The sequence below is a fragment of the Clostridioides sp. ZZV14-6345 genome (genome assembly GCF_020657775.1).
Classification (GTDB): Bacteria; Bacillota; Clostridia; order Peptostreptococcales; family Peptostreptococcaceae; genus Clostridioides; species Clostridioides difficile_D.
On the sequence record NZ_JAGWCX010000045.1, the window covers coordinates 1 to 22,477 of the forward strand.

Below are 22,477 nucleotides of genomic sequence, written 5' to 3' on the forward strand. Positions count from 1 at the left end.
CTTGCTAAGATTCCACCATCCTCAGCTCTCTATGTTGAAGCTAAACATAATTACTCTTCCTTGTCATAGGATTTTTAATTTGCTGTTGATATTATAATATTCTAAATTTTTATAATTGTCAACTATAATTTTTTATTTTCCATAAAATTTATAAAAAGCATAGCATAATCTTTATAAATGTTCTAAAATTTAATTTAAACATTAAAATTAGAAAGGATGATATTATGTTTAGAGAAATGAGATTGAAAAAGAGAGAAATGACGAAAGAAAATACTGTAGAAGTATTAAAAAATGGTGAATTTGGTACTTTTTCCACTATATCTGAAAATGGCTATCCTTATGGAGTTGCTGTAAACTACGTGTACTTTAATGATTCTATTTACTTCCACTGTGCAAGAAATGGTCATAAGCTAGATAATATATCAAAAAACAACAAAGTTTCTTTTTTAGTAGTTACTAATGAAAATGTTATCCCTGACAAATTTAGTACTACTTATTCTAGTGCTATAATATTTGGGAAAGCTTCTACTGTGGAAGATGAAGAAAAGAAAAATGCTCTTGTAGAAATAATAAAAAAATATTCTAAAGGATTTTTTGAAGAAGGCATGAAATACATAGAGAAAGATATGAATTTAACAACTGTAGTTAAAATAGAAATTGACCATATTTCTGGTAAAGCTTCACGTTTATAATCAAATAAAAATACCTAAAAGTATATATACAACCACTTTTAGGTATTTTTATTTAATATTCTTATATATTAAGTCTCTTTAGGTAATCTCTTATACCTAACTTAACATCATTACTTGGTCTTATGTCGGAGTTATCTCCTGCTATATGAAGTATTCCATAGGCTGGATGACCTCCTCTTACTGTACATGGAACTGACAAAAGAATCATTCCCATATGTTGGGCAAATATATTCATTGCTTGTAAAGCTAGCTCTCCTCCCCCATGTTGTGAACCTGCTGTAGCAAAGCAACCAAATATTTTCCCGCTTAAAGATGCTCCTACCCAAATATCAGAAAAACTATCCATAAACATCTTCATTTGCCCAGATACATTTCCATAATAAGTTGGTGACCCTATAAATATAGCATCATAATCTAGTAGCTCTTTTCCAGACTTAATTACATTTATACTTTCAAACTCATCTTTATATTCTTTAGAATTTATTAAATAATATTGAGGAAGTGTTTTTGCAACTTCATCACTTACTTTAAATATAGCTACATCTATACTCATTTCTTCAAGTACTTTTTTATACTCTCTCGCTAATAAATATGTACTCCCACAAACACTATGAAAAATTACTGCTGCTTTCATCTTTATCCCCCTGATTAAATTCAAATTTATTTTTTATAGTAGTATTTTTATAATCAAATACTACTATATTATACTAAATGGATTTAAATATATATCACTTTTTATTACTTCAATTTCACTAAATTCATCCAAAAATCTCTTCATAACATTCTTAAATATATCTTCTGTATCAAAATGACCACAATCCACTATACACATTCCAATATCAAGTGCATCTTGTGCTTCATGATACTTTACATCACCAGTTATTAAAACTTCTGCTCCCTGTCTTTTAGCTTTTTTTACAAACTCTGAACCAGCTCCTGTTACGACAGCGACTTTTGTTATATTTGTATTGAGATTTCCCACCACTCTGATATGCTTCATATTTAATTTTTCTTTTATTTTATTTGAAAGATTTTCTAATGTCATACTTTCATCAAGTCTACTTATTCTTCCTAGACCAAATGTCTTCCCTTTATTTTCTAGTTTGTACAAATCATACGCAACTTCTTCATAGGGATGTGCATCCAACATAGAACTTATTGCCCCGCCTAAAAGCTTCTGTGGTACCACAGTTTCAATTTTAACCTCATTTACAGTTTCTATATCATTTACACTTCCAAGGAACGGATTAGAGCCTTCTAATGGCTTAAATTGTCCTTCACCTTCTATTGAAAACGTACAATCACTATAATTTCCTATATGACCTGCTCCTGAATTGCTTAAAACCCTTCTAAGTTCATCTGAATAGTTGCATGGAACATACACTGCTAGTTTGTATAAATTCTCGCTTTCAGTTACATCTAAAACGTTTGAGTTACCAAATTCCATAATTTCCATAAAATAGTCATTTAGACCATCAAATGCTATATCAAAATTGGTATGCATAGAATAAAGTGATATATCATTTTTAATAAGTTTTTGTATAAGCCTACCTTTTAAGTCTGCACTATTAATCTTATTAATTTTTCCAAATATAAAAGGATGATGTGTCACAATTAAATCTATATTTTTAGATATAGCTTCATCAATAACATCTTCATTAGCTTCCAAAGACACTAATACCTTTTTTACATCCATATCAAAATCTCCAACTATAAGACCTACATTGTCCCAATCCTCAGCTAAGTTTAGAGGATACTTTTTTTCAATTTTTCTAGTTAGACTCTTTAATAGCATATATACCTCCAATTTATTTTATTAAATTTTCAAGTTTTTTTATTGCAACTTCACTTTCTTCTCTCTTCTTATCTATCGATTCCCCATTTTTTCCTTCTAGCTTACTAACTATAGAACTATATGTCCTTATCTTTTTTTCTATAAAATCGTTAAAAAGAGAGTCTTTATTTTCTAAAAGTTTTATTCCAACTTCATAATATATCTCATCTTCTATTATAGTATTTTTACCTGTATATTTGGCAACTATTATTTCATATATTCTAAAATCTTCTCTCACTAAAACTTCTTCTAAAATTTCATAACCGTTGTTTAAAAGGTAACGTCTAAGTTCTTCTTGTGCTTGCATCGGCTGTAGTATTAATTTTTCTACACTGTGTGCTACTTCTTTTTTAGCTTCAAGAAGCTCACTTATTAGAATTCCACCCATACCAGCAATTATTATTTCTTCTACTTCTCCTATTTCAAGAATCTCTATACCAGAACCCAATCGTAAATCAACTTTATCTAAAAAATTGTTCTGTATGACTTCTTTACGTGCATTGTCAAGAGGTCCTTTATTAACATCCGCCAACACTGCAAATGGTACTCTTCCCTTTTTTAACAAATATACTGGTATGTATCCATGGTCCGTTCCTATGTCAGCTATTTTTTTACCATCTGTCACTAATGATGCTATTTTCAATAATCTATCTGTTAATTTCAAATATAATTCTCCTTTCAATTCCCTTTATTTATAGAATTTAGTCCAAGTTATAGGCACTAAACTAAAATAACTACAAAAATAAAATTAAATCTTTACTACAAAATAGCCATGAGATATCACTTATCTCATGGCCTTTATCACAAAAACATTAATGATGTATCTTTTTAATCTAAATAATCTCTAAGTTTTTTTGATCTACTTGGATGTCTTAATTTTCTTAGTGCTTTTGCTTCTATTTGTCTTATTCTTTCCCTAGTTACATCGAACTCTTTTCCAACTTCTTCAAGAGTTCTAGCTCTACCATCCTCAAGACCAAATCTAAGTTTTAATACTTTTTGCTCCCTATCATTTAATGAGCCAAGTACATCCTCTATTTGCTCTTTTAATAAAGAATATGCTGCTGCCTCTGCTGGGGCTGGAGCATCATCATCTGGAATAAAATCACCTAAATGGCTATCCTCTTCTTCTCCTATTGGAGTTTCTAAAGATACAGGGTCTTGAGCTATTTTCATTATTTCTCTTACTTTATCTTCTGTCATTTCCATTTCTTTTGCAATTTCTTCTGGTTTTGGATCTCTTCCAAGTTCTTGAAGTAGTTGTCTTGATACTCTTATTAATTTATTTATAGTCTCTACCATATGAACTGGTATTCTTATAGTTCTAGCTTGGTCTGCAATAGCACGTGTTATAGCTTGTCTTATCCACCATGTTGCGTAAGTACTAAACTTATATCCCTTTGTATAGTCAAATTTTTCGACTGCTTTTATAAGACCTAAATTTCCCTCTTGTATTAAATCTAAAAAAAGCATACCTCTTCCTACATATCTTTTTGCTATACTTACAACTAGTCTTAAGTTTGCCTCAACTAATCTTTGTTTTGCTATCTCATCGCCTTCGTGCATTCTTCTAGCAAATTCTACTTCTTCATGTGGTTTAAGTAGAGGAATTTTTCCTATTTCTTTTAAGTACATTCTTACAGGGTCATCTATACTTATCCCTTTTGGTAAAGATAAGTCCACAGTTTCTATTTCTATTGCAGAAGAGTCGTCATGTGAAATTGCTTCTGCATCTTCGTCTAAGTGACTCATACTTAAATCGTCATCAGCAACCGAAAAATCTATATCAGCTTTATAATTTTTTGTTTCTGTTATTTCTATTCCCAGATTCCCTAAAGTCTCATAAAGATTTTCTACTTGATCCTTATCAAGTTCAGTCTCCGAAAAAGCTTCCATTATCTCTGCAAGTGTAAGAGAACCTTGCTTTTTTCCTTTTTCTATTAATGTCTTAGCAGTAACCTTTTTTAACTCTTTTTTATTCGATTTATTTTCCACACTCAAACCTCCTTTCTCTACAAGCTCTTTAAAATTTTATTTATCTCAACTATTTTTAAAGCAATTTCCATAACTCTACCATCTACCTCTTTCATATCATTATTATTTTCTAATTCTTGTTGTTCTATCAACAAGCTATTAATTCGCTCTTCTAATGAGTTTTTTCTGATATTTGTTATTATTCCTTCTATTTCCTTTGTGTTCTCTAAGTTTATACTATTCAAAGAAATTGAATTTAATTCTTTTAAGTATTCTTCGGATATGTTTAAACTTTTCAATTTGTCAATAGTTATTTTGTCCAATTCTTGATTTTTAATCATGTAATTTAAAATTTCTTTACTTTCTTTCAATAAAAAATCACTTTCTTCTACTTTAAGTAAGGCTATTTCTCTAATTTTTTTATCTTCTAACATTATTTTTATTAGAGTTTCTTCAACTAATTGTTTTCCGTCTTGTCTAACTTCGACTTTCTCAATTACTTTTTCTTCTACTTTTTTTTGATTTTTGTTATTATACAGCTTATTATAATTTTTACCATAGATTTCTCTCTTTATAGACTCGACATTAATATCTATTTGATTGCTTAAATACTTTGTATAAAAATCAATTTCAACAGGACTTGTCAATTGTTTTATAATTTTAGAAGCTTCTTTTGCGAACTTCACTCGTTCTTCATCTTTTTGAATGTTAAATTCTTTTTTAAGATGATCTATTTTATATTTTATGTAGTGAGTAGAAACATCCATAGCTTTTTTATAATCACTAAGTCCATATTTTCTTACAAATTCATCTGGGTCTTTAGCATCTTTTAAATCCAACACTTTTACATTGATACCTAATTTAGTAAGTATATCTATAGCTCTTAAAGTCGCTTTTATTCCTGCTTCATCAGAATCATAAGATATAATAGCAGTGTCCGCATATCTCTTTATTAAAATGCCTTGTTGTTCAGTCAAGGCTGTTCCAAGGGTTGCTACTACATTTCTTATACCGTACTGATAAAGCGAAATTAAATCCATATACCCTTCAACTAAAACTATACTTTTACTCTCTAAATTTTTTCTAGCAAAATTTAATCCATATAAGTTCTGTTTTTTATTAAAAATTAATGTATCTGGAGAATTTAAGTATTTTGGCAAAGAATCATCCAATACTCTTCCTCCAAATCCTATTATGTTTCCTCTATAGTCGAATATAGGAAACATAACTCTATTTCTAAATTTATCATAGCAATTAGTTCCATCTCTATTTTTTGCAATTAGACCACACTCCAATAAATCTTGTTTTTTATATCCTTTACTGATTAGAGTGTTCATAAGCGAATTCCATGAATCCAAAGAAAATCCTAAACCAAATTTCTTAATAATTTTATCATCTAGTCCTCTTATTCTTAAATATTCATACCCAAGATTTTTACTTCCCAACAAGTTTGAAAGATAAAATCTAGCTGCTTCTGTGTGAATATCTTGAAATTTTTTAGATTTTTCTATTTTAATTCTAGTTTCTTCATTCATGTTAGTATTAATTTCTATACCGCATTTATTTGCTAGAATTTTTACAGCATCCATAAAATCTAAATTTTCCATTTTCATGACAAAATTTATCACATCTCCACCTTCACCACAACCAAAACACTTATAAATTTGTTTTGATGTATTTATATAAAAAGATGGTGTCTTTTCGCCATGAAATGGGCATAATCCTTTGTAATTAGCTCCAGATTGTTTTATATTCATATATTCAGATATTACACTTGCTATATCGCATCTAGCTTTTATTTCTTCAATAATGTCTTTTATATCATTCATATTATCACCTTCTGGTGTAATTTTTTGTGTTAACATTTCTATTCTACACTATATTCTAAATTTGTCAATCACTCAATATACAGAATTCGACTTTTTTTATTGATATCCTTCTTATTAATCAAAAAAATTTTATTTTTTATATTAATTCTATCAATATTAAGTCTTTATTTATATCAAATAGTCTAACTATTAAATTATATAACTTATAAATTCATCTCAATAACCATTACGAATAAAAAAGAGGCTTTTGCCTCTTTTAATAATTATTAATTGATTTCATTAAATCTTCAAATTCATTAAAGCAAAGAGATTGAGCACCATCTGATAAAGCATTTTCTGGGTCAGGATGCACTTCTACCATTATTCCATCTGCTCCACATGCAAATGATGCCATTGACATAGGTTTTACTAAGTATCTGACTCCAGTAGCATGACTTGGGTCTACCACAACAGGAAGACCTGTTTCCTTTTGAATAATTGGTACAGCAGCTAAATCTAATGTGTTTCTAGTATAATCATTATAAGTTCTTATACCTCTCTCACACATTATAATATTACTATTTCCTTCTATTGCTATATATTCAGAAGCACCTATCCATTCAGTAATTGTTGATGCTATTCCTCTCTTTAACATAACAGGTTTGTCTTGTTTTCCTACTTCACTTAAAAGAGTAAAGTTTTGCATATTTCTTGAGCCAATTTGAATTATATCGCTTATACTGTATAGTTCATCCATATCCCTTATATCCATAAGTTCTGTAATAACAGCTATACCAACTTCTTCTTTAACAGCTTTTAATATCTCAAGACCTTCTTTTTTTAATCCTTGAAATGAATTTGGCGATGTTCTTGGCTTATACGCTCCACCTCTTAAAATATTTGCACCATGACTTTTTACAAATTTAGCAGTCTCTAAAAGTTGCTCATAACTCTCTATTGCACATGGTCCAGCTATTATAAGTTTATCCTTTTTTACAACTATCTTTTTATTATTTGTATTTATCTCTATCTTTGAATTATTATTAAATAGGTTTTCTTTCATAACCTACAAGCTCCTTTACTTCTTCTCTTTCTTCAGCAGATAGGAGGTTTAAATGTTCTTTTATTGATTTTTCATTTATTATAAGTTCTTCATTTAAATCCATAAGTGGTATCAAAACGAAAGCTCTGTCTTGAATCCTTGGATGAGGTATTATTAATCTTTCATCAGTAGAAACTACATCATTAAAAAATAGTATATCTACATCTATAGTTCTTGGTCCCCAATGTACTATTCTCTCTCTGTGTAGCTCTTTCTCTATTTCTTGACAATATTCTAACAACTCATAAGGTTCAAACTCTGTTTCTATTTCTACACACATATTTAGAAAATCTGCTTGTTCTGTATATCCCCATGGTTTTGTTTCGTATAACTTTGATTCTTTCACTTTATATATAGAATCACTATTTATCAAAAGTTCGCATGCTTTTGATAAATTATCAAATCTATTACCCATATTAGTACCAATTCCCAAATAAGCCTTATTCATCTCTTGTTCTCCTTATCTCAACACCAAAATAGTCATAAATACCATTTACAGGAGCTTCAGGCTTTCTAACTCTAACCATAACTCCATTTATAAGTATAAATTTATTTAAGACTTCTTCAGCAATATTTTCTGCCAAAGCTTCCAAAAGATTAAATTGTTTATTTTCAGTAATATCCTTAACAACACTGTAAACTTCAGCATAGCTTACAGATTTATTTATATCGTCACTAAGTCCTGCTTCTCTTGAGTCAACATAAAGTTCCATGTCAACAAAGAATTTCTGACCTAGAAAATTTTCTTCTTTAAGAACACCATGATATCCATAGAATCCCAGATTACTAAGTAATATTTTATCCATTATATTATACCTACTTTCTGTATATTGCATCAGTCATTCTAGCTGCCATTAAGTTTTCATAAACATCATGCACTCTAACTATATCTACACCATCTCTTATCCCAAGAACAGTGGTAGCTATTGTACCTTCTAATCTTTTTTTAGGTTCGACTGGAAGTACTTTTCCTATTACTGATTTTCTAGATGTACCAAGTAAAACGGGATAACCTAAGTCTTTTAATTCATTCAGTCTCCTTAATACTTCAATGTTTTGTTCAAAATCCTTGCCAAATCCTATTCCTGGGTCAAGTACTATTTTTTCTTTTTTTACTCCACAGTTTATTGCCATTTCTATGCTTTCTTTAAGAAAGTCTTTTATTGACTCCATTATATCTTTGTCATAGTTTGTCCCATCTTGATTATGCATTATACACACTTCTGCGTCATATTTTCCTATTACAGAAGCCATATTTTTATCTTTTCTAAGACCCCAAACATCATTTACCATAGTAACACCTAATTTTAAGGCTTCTTCTGCGACATCTGCCTTATAAGTGTCTATTGATATTGGTATATCTAGTTCTTGTTTAAGTTTTTTTATTACAGGGATTACTCTTCTTAGCTCTTCCTCTGAGTCCACATAGCTATGACCTGGACGTGTAGATTCTCCTCCTAAATCTATTATATCAGCACCTTGGTCAACCATATCTTTTGCATGCTGTATTGCTATGTCTAAGTTATTAAAATCTCCTCCATCAGAAAAACTATCCGGAGTTACATTTAATATTCCCATTATATAAGTCCTTTTACCATAATCAAACACAATTAATGACACTCCCTTAAATTAAATTTTATATCTAAATAAATGATTATATCTATAAACAAATTGCTACTTCATAGTAATCAAACTCATAGCCTCAGCTCTAGATGCAATATCCTTTTCAAATATACCTCTCACTGCTGATGTAACAGTTTTTGAACCTGGTTTTTTTACACCTCTCATTGTCATGCACATATGTTCAGCTTCTACTACTACTAAGACACCATAAGGTTGCAATTCTTCCATTATTATATCTGCGGCATTTTTAGTGATTCTTTCTTGTAATTGTGGTCTTTTTGCCAATGTATCTATTACTCTAGCAAGTTTAGAAAGACCTGTAAGTCTTCCTCCTTTTGGTAAATAAGCAATATGTGCCTTTCCAAAGAAAGGAACTAGATGATGCTCACAACATGAATAAAAGGGAATATCTTTTACCAATACTAATTCTTCATGTTTTTCATCTGCAAAAAGAACTTTTAAATGTTCTCTTGGTTCTTCACTAAGACCAGAGAATATCTCTTCATACATTCTAGCAACTCTATTTGGAGTCTCGATTAGACCTTCTCTATCTGGGTCTTCTCCAATTGCCTCTAATATTTCTCTTACTGCATGTTGTATCTTTTCTTTATCAACTTTATTCATTTAAACTCCCCCCATTGATTTGTGACTAGAAGATTAGTTTTATAACCTCTTTTGTCTCAATTTCTTTAAAAATATAATTATAAACATCTAAAAGTTTTTGATAATCATAGTTTTCACTTACTCTTGATACTAGTTCAAAAAGCTCATTGTTTTCTTTTTTCAAAACTTTTAGTAATTTTTTATCTTTTGGTACCCATTTATCATTTATATTAAAGTACCCAATTATTATATCTTTTAAATATAAATTCGTCAAAAAATGATATTCAAAAACATCAAATTTTTCTTTATTTTTTAAATTTGATATTTTTGCTTTAATATCTTGTTTTAAAAAAGACTTTTCTTCCAGTGACATTTTATTAGGACCATCTAGGTAAATATTTCTACTTATCTCTTTTATAGCGTTTGATATATTTCCATTATCAAATAGTACTTTAGCATCTTTCATCTCTTTAATAAAGAAGTACTCTCTATCTGATAATAATTTTTTTACACCATCTTTTGAAAAGTAATTTATATCAAATTCTATTCCCTTTTTTTCAAACAACACTCGCTCTTGTTTTTCTCCTTCTTTTACAAAAACGAATACATCAATATCGTTTATTTCTACATCATAAAGAGTAAAATCTACGTATTTACTAGAACCCACCAAATACACTGCTAAAGTGTTTTGGTTTTCTATTATTTTAGTTATCTCTTCATTATATACTTCATAAATACAACCTATCATTTTTTGTCTCCAATAAATTGTTAATATTTTAATTTATTCTAATAATTCTACTATTTTATCAAAAATAACATTTTCTTTATTAAATTTTATTTTGTCAATTTCTGTAACCTTCATAGCGCCCATAAGACTATTTGTGACAAAAACAAAATCAAAACTACTAATTTCTAACATATTAATTTCATTTTCTACCAACTCTATATGTAATTCGTCACAAATCTTTATAATCCTTTTTTTTATTATTCCATTTAATATTGGTAATTTACCACTAGGAGTGTACACTCTTTCTCCTTTTATGAAAAATATATTGCTCATAGAACATTCTAGTATTACACCATCTGAGTTTACAAATATACCATCATTATAACCATCTTTATTTGCAACATTTTTGGTATATATATTTTCAAAATAATTAGTAGTCTTATGTCTATGAATTAAACTATTCCCTCTAACTATTGGTGATATAGTTAATCTAAACCCCTTATCATAGGTCTCTTGATTATATGGAATATCTCTAATAGATATATTATAACCTTCATCAAAAACGGTAATTCTAAGTGCTTTATTAATAACATTTTCTTTTTTTATATATGTAACAATTTCATTTATCAATAAATCTTTTTTATAGTTTATATCTAAATCTAAGCATTTTATTGAACTTAGCATTCTTTCTATATGGATATTTAAATCTATTGGTATGCCATTTTTAACTTTAATAGTTTCAAACAAACCAATTCCAAATTTACTTAAACTACTATCAAAACCTACACTATTCTTCATAATATCCCCTCAAAGCCTTCATTATAGATTTTGCTTTATCAAGTGTTTCTTGATATTCTTCATCTGGGTCAGAATCCCAAGTCATTCCTCCTCCAACTTGAAAGTAGACTTTTTTATCATTTTTAATTATTGTTCTAATCGCTATATTAAAATCCATATCACCATTAAAACCTATATACCCTATTGAACCAGTATACACATTTCTTTGTGTTGGCTCTAATTCATCTATAATTTCCATCGCTCTAATCTTAGGTGCTCCTGTTATAGACCCCCCTGGAAAAGTTGCTTTTATTACATCAGTAGCATCTTTATCATCTTTTAGCTCACCTACAACTGTTGAAACTAAGTGATTTACATTTGCATACGGTTCAATTACAAACAATTCTGGAACTTTTACACTTCCAGTTTTAGATATTCTGCCAATATCATTTCTTTCTAAATCTACTATCATAAGTAGTTCGGCTCTATCTTTTTCACTATTTTTAAGTTCTTGTTGAAGTTTTAAATCCTCTTCTTTATTTTTACCTCTTGGACGAGTACCTTTTATTGGTCTAGTTTCTATTTTCTTATTAACACATCTTATAAATCTTTCTGGAGAATTTGATAATATGTGTGCATCTTCAAAGTTTAAAAATGCTCCAAATGGCGCTGGGCTAAATCTTCTTAAATCTCTATATAATTCAAAACTTGTAAGTTCTGTTTCTCCACTAAACCTTTGTGTTAAATTAGCTTGGTATATATCTCCTTGTCTTATGTACTCTCTAACACTTTGAACTGCATTTTTAAATTCTTCTTTTGTAAAGTTAGATTTAAGCCTTATAGGTTTTACCTCTTTTTCTTGATAGCATATGCTATCTATACCTTTTTTCTCTTCTTTTAATATTTTTTGTTCTATGTAGTCAATTATCTTTTCTTCTAATTTTATATCTATATTTGGAGTAGCTATGTAAGTTTTTTCCATAAGATGGTCTATAACTATTACATGATTATAAAATCCAAAATACATGTCAGGCATACCAATATCATCTATAGTAGTTCTAGGTAATTTTTCTATATAATTACCTAAATCATAAGATAAATATCCTACAGCCCCTCCTACAAATGGAAGGTTAGTATCATTTGTAATCCTATATCTATCTAGTTCCTCTTTTAAAACTTCTAAAGGATTTTCATCAGTATTTTTATATTTTAATACCTTAAATGGTTGGCTACTTATAAAAGAATATCTTCCCAATTTTTCTTTATCCATAGCACTATCTAATATAAAACTGTCACGTTCATTTCTAAAAATAGTAAATATCTCAAAAGAATTCAGTTTAGTATTTATCTCTCTTATCATATTACATATGTATCCTTTCTCTAGCTTCTGTTATAAAGTTTTTCAGCATTTCATGACCATACTCTGACAAAATAGCTTCTGGATGGAATTGCACTCCTTCTATTAAGTAGTCCTTATGTCTAATTCCCATTATTTCACCTTTATCAGTAGTTGCTGTAACTTCTAGTTCTTTAGGAACTGTATTAGAATCAATTATTAGTGAATGATACCTAGTGACATTTAAAGGATTTTTAAGTCCACTGAAAACTCCTTTATTAATATGGTTTATACTGTATACTTTTCCATGTACAGGCTGTTGTGCCTTTATAATATCTCCTCCAAAAACATGTCCAATAGTTTGGTGACCCAAACAAATTCCTAATATAGGCTTTTTCCCTTTAAAATACTCAACAATGTCTATACAAATACCAGCTTCTTTTGGAGAACATGGTCCTGGAGATAATACAATTACCTCTGGATTTAGTTCTTCAATATCCCTTATTTTGATTTCATTATTTCTTTTTACTACAACTGTTTCCCCTAATTCTTCTATATATTGTACTAGGTTATATACAAAAGAATCATAATTGTCTATCATTAAAATCATACTATAAATCTCCCCCCTAAAAACTATTTTATTAATTCAGAAACTGTTACAAATTTAAAGCCTTTTTCAATCATTTTTGGGATAAACATATCTAAAGCTTCAACTGTATCATTAGTCGCATAATCATGTAAAAGTATTATATCTCCATTTTGTACTTTTTTAATTATTTTATCTGCAATACTATTAGCACCTGGATTTTTCCAATCCTTCACATCTACACCTGTCCATAAAATAACTTTATAGTCATGCTTCTTTGCAATTTCTATTAGGTCCTTTTCTCTATAACTTCCAAATGGTGGTCTAAATAATGTGGGTTTTTTCCCAGTTACTTCCTTTAAAATATCTTCACACTTAATAATCTCCTCTTCTATCTGACTAGAACTTAAATTACTTATATCAGGATGATTAAAAGTATGATTTCCTATCTCATGTCCTTCTTTACTTGCTCTTACTAGTGGTTCTTTATACCATTTTGCATGCTTTCCAGCTATAAAAAAGGTAGCTTTTACATTGTATTTCTTTAATACATCTAAAACTTGACTAGTTTCTTTAGGATGAGGACCATCATCAAAGGTAATTGCTACTAATTTTTTTTCCCTTGAACCATGCTTAATCAAAACATTTCCATTAGTATCCATCATCAAAGCAGAAACTTTACTAAAATTAGATATTAGTATTATTCCACAAAACAAGACTACTGCTATTAAACACTTATATACTGTCTTTTTTTTCCATGATGTCATTTTTAAACTTCCTTTCAAATATTTTAGTTATTTATAAAAGTTTTGAGTGTAATATGTTTTATAACTTCCTCCAAATATTACTCCAACTCCAATATTATTATAATTCCCTAAAATATTTTTTCTATGTCCTTCAGAATTCATCCAAGCTTCATGTGCATATATTGCATTAATCTGTCCTGCTGCTATGTTTTCTCCAGCTGAAGTATATACTATCCCTTCTCTTTTCATTCTGTCAAATGGAGTTTCATTATTCTTATTTATATGGTCAAAAAAATTATTATCTCTCATATCTTCACTATGTTTTCTTGAACTCAAAGTTGCCTGTTCACTGTATTTAAGCGAGTTTAATCCTCTTTGATTTCTAACACTATTTACAAGGTCTATAACTTCAAGTTCAAAACATTTTTTAAGTTCTTCTCTATCATCTGGATATAAATTTTTAAACTCATCTTCAGTACTTTTATCAATTATTAAATATGAACAAACTCTATTTTCTTCATGAATATCGTAGAAAATTGTAATATACTTACCTTCTTTACTTATTATATCATATTGATTTTCTGAGTTTATTATATATCTAGTATTTCCTTTTCTCTTATATTTTAATGGTGTAATCTTAGTTCTCACTGTCTGTCTATCTTGATTTATTTTTATATCTTGATTTTCACATGAATTCATAGAATTACTGTAAAGTGCCACTACTTCATCATTTTCAAGCCCAACCATTGCAAATTCTTTTCCATATTGATTATATATATACCAATCAAAACCATATTCACTAGTATCAATTCTACCAGGTTTGCCAATACTTGATAAAACTTGACTTAAATTATCTCCTAAACTTATTTTTTCAAAGTTCTTTATATCTGATTCTCCTAAGTTTTCCTCTTCAGCATTATTTGATTGTAAATTTTGATTTTTTTCTTTTTTCTCTTTCTTAGAATTATCATTTATATTTATCTTTTCTAAAAATTCATTCCATATTTCACTTTGAAAAAATTTTTCTTTTAAATCATATCCTTCTTCTAATAATTCAGGACTATAAAATAAAACAATAAGTATCACTAACACTAAAGCAATTAATTTCTTCAATATACCCCTCCTTTGTAAAATAAATCAAAAATTTTAATATTATATTCATTACGCTAATATTGATAATGTATACTAATCAATATCATTTATACCTATTTACAGTAAGTATTAGAAAAAAGCTTTACCTACTAATAGATAAAGCTACAGTCTTAAAGAAAATATTTCATCTAATGTTCTATCAAAGATAGATGGCTTATCGAATTTCCAAGTCCCTTCATAAACCAATTCATTATTTAGATAAAAAGTTCCTTGCCCATGTTTTTTTCCATGCATAAATTCGCCTACATATTTTTTACCTTTTTCCCATATATAAGTTCCCTTACCATGAACCAAATTATTCTTCCATTCTCCTTCATAAAGTATTTCACCTTCACTATTGTAGCAAATGCCATACCCTTCCATCTTTCCAACTTTAAACTCACCTGCGTATATACATCCGTCACTCCACTTATAAATACCTTTTCCATCTTTTTTCCCATTTTTCCAAGTTCCAGTATACTCATCTTTGCTATTATACAACATATTTCCAACACCATTCATCATATCTTCCTCAAAATGACCTACATACTCATTTCCATTTGAAAATACAAAGTTTCCTTTTCCATTTTTCTTATCTTGTTTGAATTCTCCGATGTACTCCATAACTGTTCCTTCATCAACAAAAAAAGTATATGAGCCTTGACCTTCCATCTTTCCCTCTAAAAATTTGCCTACATACACATCCCCATTTGAAAATTTATATATTTTATTTCTTGGCTTTTTTGTATCAACATCATCTATATCACGTATTGTTTTTCCTTCTAACTCTAATACTTCATTTTCTGGAGCAAAATCGCCCTTTTTTAAAACACGCTTCTTCATGTTCTTTATACTTTTAATCTCTTTGTTTACTTCATTTATATATTTCAAATAATTATCATACAAATTAACATATTCTTTAGATAAATTCATAATGCCATTCCTCCAACGTTATTCCTAGATATTTTACTAAATCTATTAAATTTATTATATCCTAATAGTGGTCATGTTTTCTACATATTGAGTAATTTTTTCAATTTTAATTTTAAAATGATATCTTTTAAAGTGATACACAAATCATTAATAAAACCTTTATTTTCATATACTAAATTTAAATAAGCTGAGAATTATAATATACAAATTCATATTATAGACTCTCAGCTTGTAAAATTTTCTATAAATCTTTTGCTTTAAACCCTCTTCCTTTTACCTCTGTAACATCATTTACAGATATAAAAGCTTTTTTGTCGTACTTCAAAGCTATATCTTTTATCTTTGGTATCTCATTTGATGACACTATTGTATATATAATCTTCTTTTTTTGATGAGTGTATGCACCCTCTGCATCTAAAAAAGTTACACCTCTAACTAAACTCTTCATTATATCTTCTGCTATTAAATCGACTTCATTTGACATTACCATAACAGATTTTTGATAATTCATTGCATCTTTAATAAAACTCATTGAATAAGCATTTAAAAATAGACCTATAAGAGTGTATAATGCTAAATCTAACCCAAATAAAAAACTTCCTGTAAGTACTATCAAACCATTTATTGCTAAAGCAGTATCTTTCATTTCTATATTCTTCTTAATTTTTAGTATAGCAGCTATTATATCTGTACCACCTTGGGAAGACCTAGTTCTAAATACAACCCCAACTCCTAAACCAGACAATATACCACCATATACACTTTGAAGCAATATATCATGTATAGGTATAATCTGACTTATTTCCTGAGTTGCACCTAATAATAATGAAAATACAATCATATTTACTAAACTTGAAATACAAAACTCTTTTTCAAGGTATATGAACCCTAAGATAAATATTGGAATATTGATTAAAAATGTTAATAGACCCACATTTATATTTGTTAAATAGTTTATAGATGTTGCTATACCTGTAGCACCTCCACTAAGTAGATGTGCTGGTCTTAAGAACCCATTTATACCTATAGATGTCATCAACATCCCAAATAACATTGTTGAATATCTTAAAACTGGATGTTTTTGTAGGGTATTCTTAACTTCACTCATTTCTTTCTCCCTTCAATCCTTTTAAATCTTTAGAATTTTAAAAACTTATTTTTACATATATTATATTATTCCTGATGTAATAGATAATATTTCAAATAAATTTTTTTATATAATTTCTTGAACTGTCATCTATTACATCATCTATTATAGTATCTTTTTCATATATGTCTAGTGCAATTTTTACTATTCTAATCTTTAAAAACGTTCAAATCATCTCATTTATGCTTTAAATGAAACTTTTTCTAGCATGATATGATACTACTTATTATTTAACTTGCAATATAGTAAATTTATAGTATTTTTTTCTAAATATCCATTTTAACAGTAATTTATTTTATTTTAGCAAATTTAAACTTAATAATTGTCTGTTCATAATTAATTCCTAAATGAAATTTTTGTTTTTATAATTTCAGTACATGATTTTTTTATTTCATTATTTGCATTTTTTTCATTCAGTTTTACCTTAAAATTTTTTTATTTTATTTTGTTTTAGGTATTCAATGTACTGATTTTAATTTTATTTTTTATATAAAATTCATTATAATAGGTATTAATATTACTGTAATTGTCCCAGAAACCCCAATAGAAACACCACTCATAGCTCCCTCTACTTCTCCAAGTTCAAAAGCTTTTGTAGTTCCTAGAGCATGTGCAGACGTTCCAAGGGCAATTCCTTTAGCAACTGGATGATTTATATTTCCAAGTTTGAATACTGTAGAAGCAACCATACCACCAAAAATACCTGTAAAAATTATGGCCACAACTGTTATTGATTCTACACCATTTAAAGAATTTGCTAAAGATATTCCCATTGGTGTTGTTATAGATTTGGGAATCAGTGAATTTATTATACTTACATCTGAATTAGCTATTTTACCAATTATCAATACAGATACAAAAGAAATAACTATACCACAACCTATTCCTGCAATAATCTCAAACATATGCTTTTTAAATAATTCAAATTGTTTATAAAGCGGAACTGCAAGTACTACTGTAACAGGACCTAAAAAGAAATTTAGACTATCTGCTCCTATCTTGTAGTTCTCATAAGGAATTTTAGATATACTTAAAAATAATATTATCCCTATGATTGCAATTAATAAGGGATTGCACAGGGGATTACTTGTTTTTCTTTGAATATATCTCCCTAAATTAAAAAATACTATTGTTACTATTATACCAAATACTGGCGTCTGTAATACGTTATACATTTTTTTGTCCTTCTTCCTTCTTTTTTATCATCTTTTCCACTATAATTCCAGTCGTATACATTACTATTAGTGTACTTAAGCATATGACAAGTAAAAGCACTAATACATTTTCTCTTATTAGGTCTAATGACTTTATAAGTGATACACCTGCTGGTATAAAAAATATAGCCATATTGTCAAGGAAAAATCCACTTACATTTTCTATGCTACTTAAATCTAAGACTTTAAATTGTAGTAGTAGAAATAATAATAGCATACCAACTATACTCCCAGGAATAAGTATAATTCCCTGTATAAAGGAACTTATGTACTCTCCTATTACCCATATAGATAAAATTATTACTAATTGATTGAAAACTTTCATCTTCCACCTCCAAAAATTAAAGAGATTGCTTCAAATCATATATTTGTAGTTTTATCAACAAGCAAATATCTTTCTTTAAATAGAAAGTTCTAATTTGATACAATCTCTTTTTAAATTTATTTTTATTTTAATTTAATAAAATACATACTTGGTTGTTTCAAAAAACTTAACTATATAAACCTATTTTTCACTTAAAATCTCTTTTATTTTTGAATTGTTATACATACTGTCTGGAACTTCACTTCTTAAACTATAAAAAGTTTGTTGTGCATTTTTTAAATCACCATTATTATAATAAAGCATACCAAGTTCATAATATGAGTCATCATAATACTGGTCATGTTTAGTGTAAGTATTTATATACTTTTTGTAATATTTTATAGCTTCATCCTCATTTCCCAATAACTTATTCGTTATTGCTAATTGATATATTGATTCAGAAATATATTTTTTAGTTTTTCCAGAAGAGACTATACTTTTAAAATTATCTATAGCTTTTTCATATTCTTTATTTTTCTTTAAATCTAAAGCTTGATAATATAAATCTTCCTCACCAGTTACAGTTATCTCTTTTTCTGGTTCTTTATTTTTAACCTCATTTAATTCCTTGTTCGTTTTTTCTAATTTTTTACTCGTTTCTCCTAGCTTTTTATCAGTTTCATTTAATTTTTCCTCTTTACTACTTATTTGGTTATTTAAATTTTCTATTCTCTTTTTGCTTTGAATCAGATATACACCCATACCTATTAAAACAAAAATAACTATAATATATGGTAAAATGTTTTTCTTTCTTTTTACTTTTTTTACCTCTTCCTTTTTACTAGTATCTTCTTTTTCTTCTTCATCTTTTTCAAATATTGGATTATCTTTATCTATCTCTTTAAGCCTATCTAAATATCCTTCTCTTTTTTTTACATTCCCTAGTTTATCATACAACAAAGATAAAATTACATATGGCTCTATTAGTTCAGGTTCTTCTTCAACTATATTCTCTAAAATATGTATTGACTCATAATTTAATTCTTCATTTATGAATCTTATAGAATGATTGTACCTTCCTAAAAAAGTTTTAAAATCTTCAGATGAAATTAGATTTACATATTTTCTAGATATATGATTATTTTCATAACATAAAGCAGTATAAAAACTCTCAAAGGACTTAGCAAAATCACATTTTAATAACTTCAAAAGACCTCTAAGATTTAATATATCTATATCTTTAGGATTTATCTCTAAAGCTTTGTTAACCATATTAATGGCACTAGTTACATAATTTTTATACGCTAAATCTAATGCATTATTATATCTTTTATATGATTCTAACTTTAACTCCTTTGATGTTGTGTCTGACTTTGAATTTAAAGCTCCCTGTAAGTTTAATAAAGTTTCTTCTTTATAATTTGTAGTCACATAACTCTGTTTTAATGCTTTTAATGTTTCATCACCGTCTTCTTCTTCTATATTAAAAAAAGTCAAATCACTTTTATTATCTTCTATCAAAGATATATCTAAAATTTTTCTAGGCATGTTTTCTATATCTTGTTTTATATCTTTAACTAAAATAACACTCACCTCCACTCTAAAATATATATTTAAGATAACATATTTAATATATCAAGTCAAAACTATACATATTTTGCCATTGTTCTCATAATAAAAAAGGTAATCCTCTTCTTTTATGAAAAGGTTACCTCTTTTTCAATACTATTAACTTTTAATGTTGAATTTTTTTACTTTTCTATAAAGTGTAGCTATGCCTATATTTAAGGCTTCAGCTACTTTTTTCATTCCTTCTGTGTTACTTCCATACTTTTTTATAGCATTTTCTATAGCTTCCCTCTCAAGGTCATCTATGGTCTTAACTTCTTGTTTATATAATTCATCTAGTTTAAAAGATATTAAGTCAGACATACTCCTTACAAATGCAGTTAACTCCTTGTCTTTTGAAAGTATCTTTTCTTTTTGCTCTTCATTAAATGCAGCTATACCCAAGATTCCAAGTATATGCTCTCCCATTTTAACAGGAGTACATATATCAGCTAATTCTTTGCAATTTTCTCTATTTGCACATTTATTACAGTTCTCTTCTATTTCCTTATTTATAACATAGGATTTTCCATCTTTTAAAACAAGAGAGTATACAGATTTCTCTGATATTGTTTCTCCTATTTTACCTCTGAATATTCCTGTACCTGCTATCCTAGTTAAATCTTTTGTAACTAAAGTAACATCTACATCTAATACATTAGAAATATTCTCGCAAATACTTTGAACGTAATTCGTTATATTATTTAAATTCAAAGTAATCCCTCCTATTTAGATTTATATTTTTTAATACTCTACATAAATCCTATTCTTGAGAACTTTAAGCTTGCGGTTGTGGTGGTGTCTCATTAGGCTTATTATCAGTTGGTGGTGTTTCTGGTTTTTGTTGATTATCAGTATTTTGATTATTCGTGTTTTGGTTATTTTTATTTTCGTTTGGCTTTTCCTCTGGCTTTGGTTCCATAGTCCCAACTAATATAATACCTTCCTTCTTAGGATAATATGAATTAGCTATTTTTTCAGTTTTAATTTTCTTACCATTTGCATCATTAAATGTTCTATATGTAGATACAGAATATGCATTTCTTCCACTCTTATCTACTTTTTCTTTGCCTTTAGGCATTGTAGAGTCATTAACCCTTTTCATGGTAGTTTGTGAAACACCATCTAATTTTGTTGATATTGTTATGTTTTGTTTATCTTCTGCACTTCCATATATGTTGCAAACAATTTGATTCCCTGAAACGTAATTTTTTATGTAAACTGGATGTTTTAGATTATTTTTAAATAAGAAATCTATTCCACTATCTGCAACAGTTGCATCTCTTCCCTTTGGAACATAACTTGATGGTATTGTATGATTTTTTACATTAACAATTTCTAGACCTGCGTATAACACAGAATTATATAATGTTGATGAAACTTGACAAACGCCTCCACCATAGTCTTCTTCCATCTCACCTTCCATTATTACAGGTGCACTCTTATATCCATTTTCTTTACTTCTTTTACCTGTATGATTGTTAAATGAGAAAGTTTCTCCTGGCATAAGTAATATATTACTTATATTATCTGTTGCTAATTTTATGTTTATGCTTCTATTTACTTGAGAAGTTTTAAATGTTGTCGAATATTTTCCTAAATTTGTATCTATATTAGCAAGTTGTTCTTTTTTTATCTTTGCTGGAGTAGATTTTACTACCAACTTATTTTTATAATTGCCTTTTTTAGTTTGATTATTAAAACTCTCCATACTCTTAGAAACATCCATTTTAAGACCATCAGAATCTGGTACAACTTTTACTTTTTCACCACTTATATCAAGCGTTGCATCTTTTACATCTACATCTATTTCTTTTGCTATTTTTTCCATTTCTGCTTTTAACTTGTTTTTGTCATAATTTATCACTACTACTAAGTTGCTCTTTTTTCCAAAATTTGCTGAAATAGTTTTTGATAAATTCCCAAAGAAACCACTCTTTCTATTTAAATTATATGCATTTTCTACTGTTTTATCCAGGTCAGTAGATAAATTTAAATCTTTGCTTTTCACTTTCCAACTTCTATCATTGTAGTTAAACTCAACACTCTCTAACTTGTATTTTTTAGCTAACTCCTGTTTTGCTTGAGATTTAGTTAGTTTTCCAACACTTACTCCATTAACATATGTGTTTTTTACTATTTTCTCTCCTTTAAATTGCATACACATTATGCCTACAAAAATTATTGTTACCAATACTATAGCTCCAATAGCTATAACTAGCTTTTTGTTCACATTGCTCATCCCATACTTCTCCTTACAATAAAATTATTTATATATACCTACTATTATATTACTACATAATGCGCCTTAAAAACCCAAAAATTTTTTAAT

Annotated in this window: 24 protein-coding genes; 1 reads left to right on the forward strand and 23 read right to left on the reverse strand. The window is 28.1% G+C overall.

Features of this window, described 5'->3' with window-relative positions; all coding sequences use genetic code 11:
• The first annotated feature begins 224 nt into the window (after positions 1-224).
• The gene (locus KGF39_RS12590) at positions 225-692 is read left to right on the forward strand and encodes a pyridoxamine 5'-phosphate oxidase family protein (RefSeq protein ID WP_227822573.1); all 468 of its coding nucleotides are present in this window, start codon (positions 225-227) and stop codon (positions 690-692) included.
• Positions 693-753: 61 nt separating this feature from the next.
• Here KGF39_RS12590 and KGF39_RS12595 read toward each other — a convergent pair whose 3' ends face one another.
• From KGF39_RS12595 to KGF39_RS12705, 23 genes are all read right to left on the reverse strand, one after another.
• On the reverse strand, positions 754-1,326 hold the full coding sequence (locus KGF39_RS12595; RefSeq protein WP_227822574.1) for an NAD(P)H-dependent oxidoreductase: 573 nt from the start codon (positions 1,324-1,326) through the stop codon (positions 754-756).
• Between the two features lie 63 nt (positions 1,327-1,389).
• Positions 1,390-2,487: a Nif3-like dinuclear metal center hexameric protein gene (locus KGF39_RS12600; RefSeq protein WP_227822575.1), complete on the reverse strand. Its 1,098-nt coding sequence runs from the start codon at positions 2,485-2,487 to the stop codon at positions 1,390-1,392.
• A gap of 13 nt (positions 2,488-2,500) precedes the next feature.
• Positions 2,501-3,190, reverse strand: coding sequence for a class I SAM-dependent methyltransferase (locus tag KGF39_RS12605; protein ID WP_227822576.1), 690 nt, complete (start codon positions 3,188-3,190; stop codon positions 2,501-2,503).
• Between the two features lie 164 nt (positions 3,191-3,354).
• Positions 3,355-4,521 carry an RNA polymerase sigma factor RpoD gene (gene rpoD / locus KGF39_RS12610; RefSeq protein ID WP_054273434.1) on the reverse strand — a complete coding sequence of 389 codons (1,167 nt, stop codon included), beginning with the start codon at positions 4,519-4,521 and terminating at the stop codon, positions 3,355-3,357.
• A gap of 17 nt (positions 4,522-4,538) precedes the next feature.
• On the reverse strand, positions 4,539-6,365 hold the full coding sequence (gene dnaG / locus KGF39_RS12615; protein ID WP_227822577.1) for a DNA primase: 1,827 nt from the start codon (positions 6,363-6,365) through the stop codon (positions 4,539-4,541).
• A 220-nt stretch (positions 6,366-6,585) separates the two neighbouring features.
• Positions 6,586-7,371: a 3-deoxy-7-phosphoheptulonate synthase gene (aroF, locus tag KGF39_RS12620; RefSeq protein ID WP_054273432.1), complete on the reverse strand. Its 786-nt coding sequence runs from the start codon at positions 7,369-7,371 to the stop codon at positions 6,586-6,588.
• The gene (gene folK / locus KGF39_RS12625) at positions 7,352-7,858 is read right to left on the reverse strand and encodes a 2-amino-4-hydroxy-6-hydroxymethyldihydropteridine diphosphokinase (protein ID WP_227822578.1); all 507 of its coding nucleotides are present in this window, start codon (positions 7,856-7,858) and stop codon (positions 7,352-7,354) included. The genes aroF and folK overlap by 20 nt, the downstream gene beginning before the upstream one ends.
• Complete coding sequence (folB, locus tag KGF39_RS12630) at positions 7,851-8,216, reverse strand: dihydroneopterin aldolase (protein ID WP_054273430.1); 366 nt, start codon at positions 8,214-8,216, stop codon at positions 7,851-7,853. The genes folK and folB overlap by 8 nt, the downstream gene beginning before the upstream one ends.
• Positions 8,217-8,226: 10 nt before the next feature.
• Entirely contained in the window at positions 8,227-9,018 is a 792-nt protein-coding gene (folP, locus tag KGF39_RS12635) for a dihydropteroate synthase (protein ID WP_161802964.1), read from the reverse strand.
• Between the two features lie 66 nt (positions 9,019-9,084).
• Positions 9,085-9,657, reverse strand: coding sequence for a GTP cyclohydrolase I FolE (gene folE, locus KGF39_RS12640; protein WP_054273429.1), 573 nt, complete (start codon positions 9,655-9,657; stop codon positions 9,085-9,087).
• Positions 9,658-9,682: 25 nt separating this feature from the next.
• Complete coding sequence (locus tag KGF39_RS12645; protein WP_227822579.1) at positions 9,683-10,384, reverse strand: hypothetical protein; 702 nt, start codon at positions 10,382-10,384, stop codon at positions 9,683-9,685.
• Between the two features lie 33 nt (positions 10,385-10,417).
• Positions 10,418-11,161 (reverse strand): aminotransferase class IV, encoded by a 744-nt coding sequence (locus KGF39_RS12650; protein ID WP_227822580.1) that lies wholly within the window; start codon positions 11,159-11,161, stop codon positions 10,418-10,420.
• Positions 11,151-12,500, reverse strand: coding sequence for an aminodeoxychorismate synthase component I (pabB, locus tag KGF39_RS12655; RefSeq protein ID WP_227822581.1), 1,350 nt, complete (start codon positions 12,498-12,500; stop codon positions 11,151-11,153). The genes KGF39_RS12650 and pabB overlap by 11 nt, the downstream gene beginning before the upstream one ends.
• A gap of 1 nt (position 12,501) precedes the next feature.
• The gene (locus KGF39_RS12660) at positions 12,502-13,086 is read right to left on the reverse strand and encodes an aminodeoxychorismate/anthranilate synthase component II (protein ID WP_107594045.1); all 585 of its coding nucleotides are present in this window, start codon (positions 13,084-13,086) and stop codon (positions 12,502-12,504) included.
• A gap of 23 nt (positions 13,087-13,109) precedes the next feature.
• Complete coding sequence (locus KGF39_RS12665; protein WP_054273424.1) at positions 13,110-13,829, reverse strand: polysaccharide deacetylase family protein; 720 nt, start codon at positions 13,827-13,829, stop codon at positions 13,110-13,112.
• Positions 13,830-13,856: 27 nt separating this feature from the next.
• The gene (locus tag KGF39_RS12670) at positions 13,857-14,921 is read right to left on the reverse strand and encodes a CAP-associated domain-containing protein (protein ID WP_107594044.1); all 1,065 of its coding nucleotides are present in this window, start codon (positions 14,919-14,921) and stop codon (positions 13,857-13,859) included.
• Between the two features lie 141 nt (positions 14,922-15,062).
• Positions 15,063-15,872, reverse strand: a complete 810-nt coding sequence (locus KGF39_RS12675; RefSeq protein ID WP_227822582.1) for a hypothetical protein — start codon at positions 15,870-15,872, stop codon at positions 15,063-15,065.
• Between the two features lie 241 nt (positions 15,873-16,113).
• A complete protein-coding gene (locus KGF39_RS12680; protein ID WP_054269924.1) occupies positions 16,114-16,980 on the reverse strand; it encodes a YitT family protein in 867 nt (288 codons plus the stop codon).
• A gap of 524 nt (positions 16,981-17,504) precedes the next feature.
• Positions 17,505-18,194, reverse strand: a complete 690-nt coding sequence (locus KGF39_RS12685; RefSeq protein WP_054273420.1) for an LrgB family protein — start codon at positions 18,192-18,194, stop codon at positions 17,505-17,507.
• Entirely contained in the window at positions 18,187-18,558 is a 372-nt protein-coding gene (locus KGF39_RS12690) for a CidA/LrgA family protein (protein ID WP_003419862.1), read from the reverse strand. Before KGF39_RS12690 ends, KGF39_RS12685 begins: the two co-directional genes overlap by 8 nt.
• Before the next feature lie 180 nt (positions 18,559-18,738).
• A complete protein-coding gene (locus KGF39_RS12695; RefSeq protein WP_308463837.1) occupies positions 18,739-20,136 on the reverse strand; it encodes a tetratricopeptide repeat protein in 1,398 nt (465 codons plus the stop codon).
• A gap of 129 nt (positions 20,137-20,265) precedes the next feature.
• Entirely contained in the window at positions 20,266-20,859 is a 594-nt protein-coding gene (locus tag KGF39_RS12700) for a GAF domain-containing protein (protein WP_003419857.1), read from the reverse strand.
• 64 nt (positions 20,860-20,923) lie between these two features.
• Positions 20,924-22,387, reverse strand: a complete 1,464-nt coding sequence (locus KGF39_RS12705) for a VanW family protein (RefSeq protein WP_227822584.1) — start codon at positions 22,385-22,387, stop codon at positions 20,924-20,926.
• Positions 22,388-22,477 lie beyond the last annotated feature (90 nt).

Bases quoted from the DNA above. Each gene is read 5' to 3' on its own strand.
- pabB (WP_227822581.1), bottom strand. From the start codon at position 12,500: ATGATAAGAGAGATAAATACTAAACTGAATTCTTTTGAGATATTTACT.
- KGF39_RS12675 (WP_227822582.1), bottom strand. From the start codon at position 15,872: ATGAATTTATCTAAAGAATATGTTAATTTGTATGATAATTATTTGAAA.
- KGF39_RS12595 (WP_227822574.1), bottom strand. From the start codon at position 1,326: ATGAAAGCAGCAGTAATTTTTCATAGTGTTTGTGGGAGTACATATTTA.
- KGF39_RS12590 (WP_227822573.1), top strand. From the start codon at position 225: ATGTTTAGAGAAATGAGATTGAAAAAGAGAGAAATGACGAAAGAAAAT.
- folE (WP_054273429.1), bottom strand. From the start codon at position 9,657: ATGAATAAAGTTGATAAAGAAAAGATACAACATGCAGTAAGAGAAATA.
- folB (WP_054273430.1), bottom strand. From the start codon at position 8,216: ATGGATAAAATATTACTTAGTAATCTGGGATTCTATGGATATCATGGT.
- dnaG (WP_227822577.1), bottom strand. From the start codon at position 6,365: ATGTTAACACAAAAAATTACACCAGAAGGTGATAATATGAATGATATA.
- KGF39_RS12650 (WP_227822580.1), bottom strand. From the start codon at position 11,161: ATGAAGAATAGTGTAGGTTTTGATAGTAGTTTAAGTAAATTTGGAATT.
- KGF39_RS12690 (WP_003419862.1), bottom strand. From the start codon at position 18,558: ATGAAAGTTTTCAATCAATTAGTAATAATTTTATCTATATGGGTAATA.
- KGF39_RS12680 (WP_054269924.1), bottom strand. From the start codon at position 16,980: ATGAGTGAAGTTAAGAATACCCTACAAAAACATCCAGTTTTAAGATAT.
- aroF (WP_054273432.1), bottom strand. From the start codon at position 7,371: ATGAAAGAAAACCTATTTAATAATAATTCAAAGATAGAGATAAATACA.
- KGF39_RS12665 (WP_054273424.1), bottom strand. From the start codon at position 13,829: ATGACATCATGGAAAAAAAAGACAGTATATAAGTGTTTAATAGCAGTA.
- KGF39_RS12660 (WP_107594045.1), bottom strand. From the start codon at position 13,086: ATGATTTTAATGATAGACAATTATGATTCTTTTGTATATAACCTAGTA.
- KGF39_RS12685 (WP_054273420.1), bottom strand. From the start codon at position 18,194: ATGTATAACGTATTACAGACGCCAGTATTTGGTATAATAGTAACAATA.
- KGF39_RS12705 (WP_227822584.1), bottom strand. From the start codon at position 22,387: ATGAGCAATGTGAACAAAAAGCTAGTTATAGCTATTGGAGCTATAGTA.
- folK (WP_227822578.1), bottom strand. From the start codon at position 7,858: ATGAATAAGGCTTATTTGGGAATTGGTACTAATATGGGTAATAGATTT.
- KGF39_RS12600 (WP_227822575.1), bottom strand. From the start codon at position 2,487: ATGCTATTAAAGAGTCTAACTAGAAAAATTGAAAAAAAGTATCCTCTA.
- KGF39_RS12645 (WP_227822579.1), bottom strand. From the start codon at position 10,384: ATGATAGGTTGTATTTATGAAGTATATAATGAAGAGATAACTAAAATA.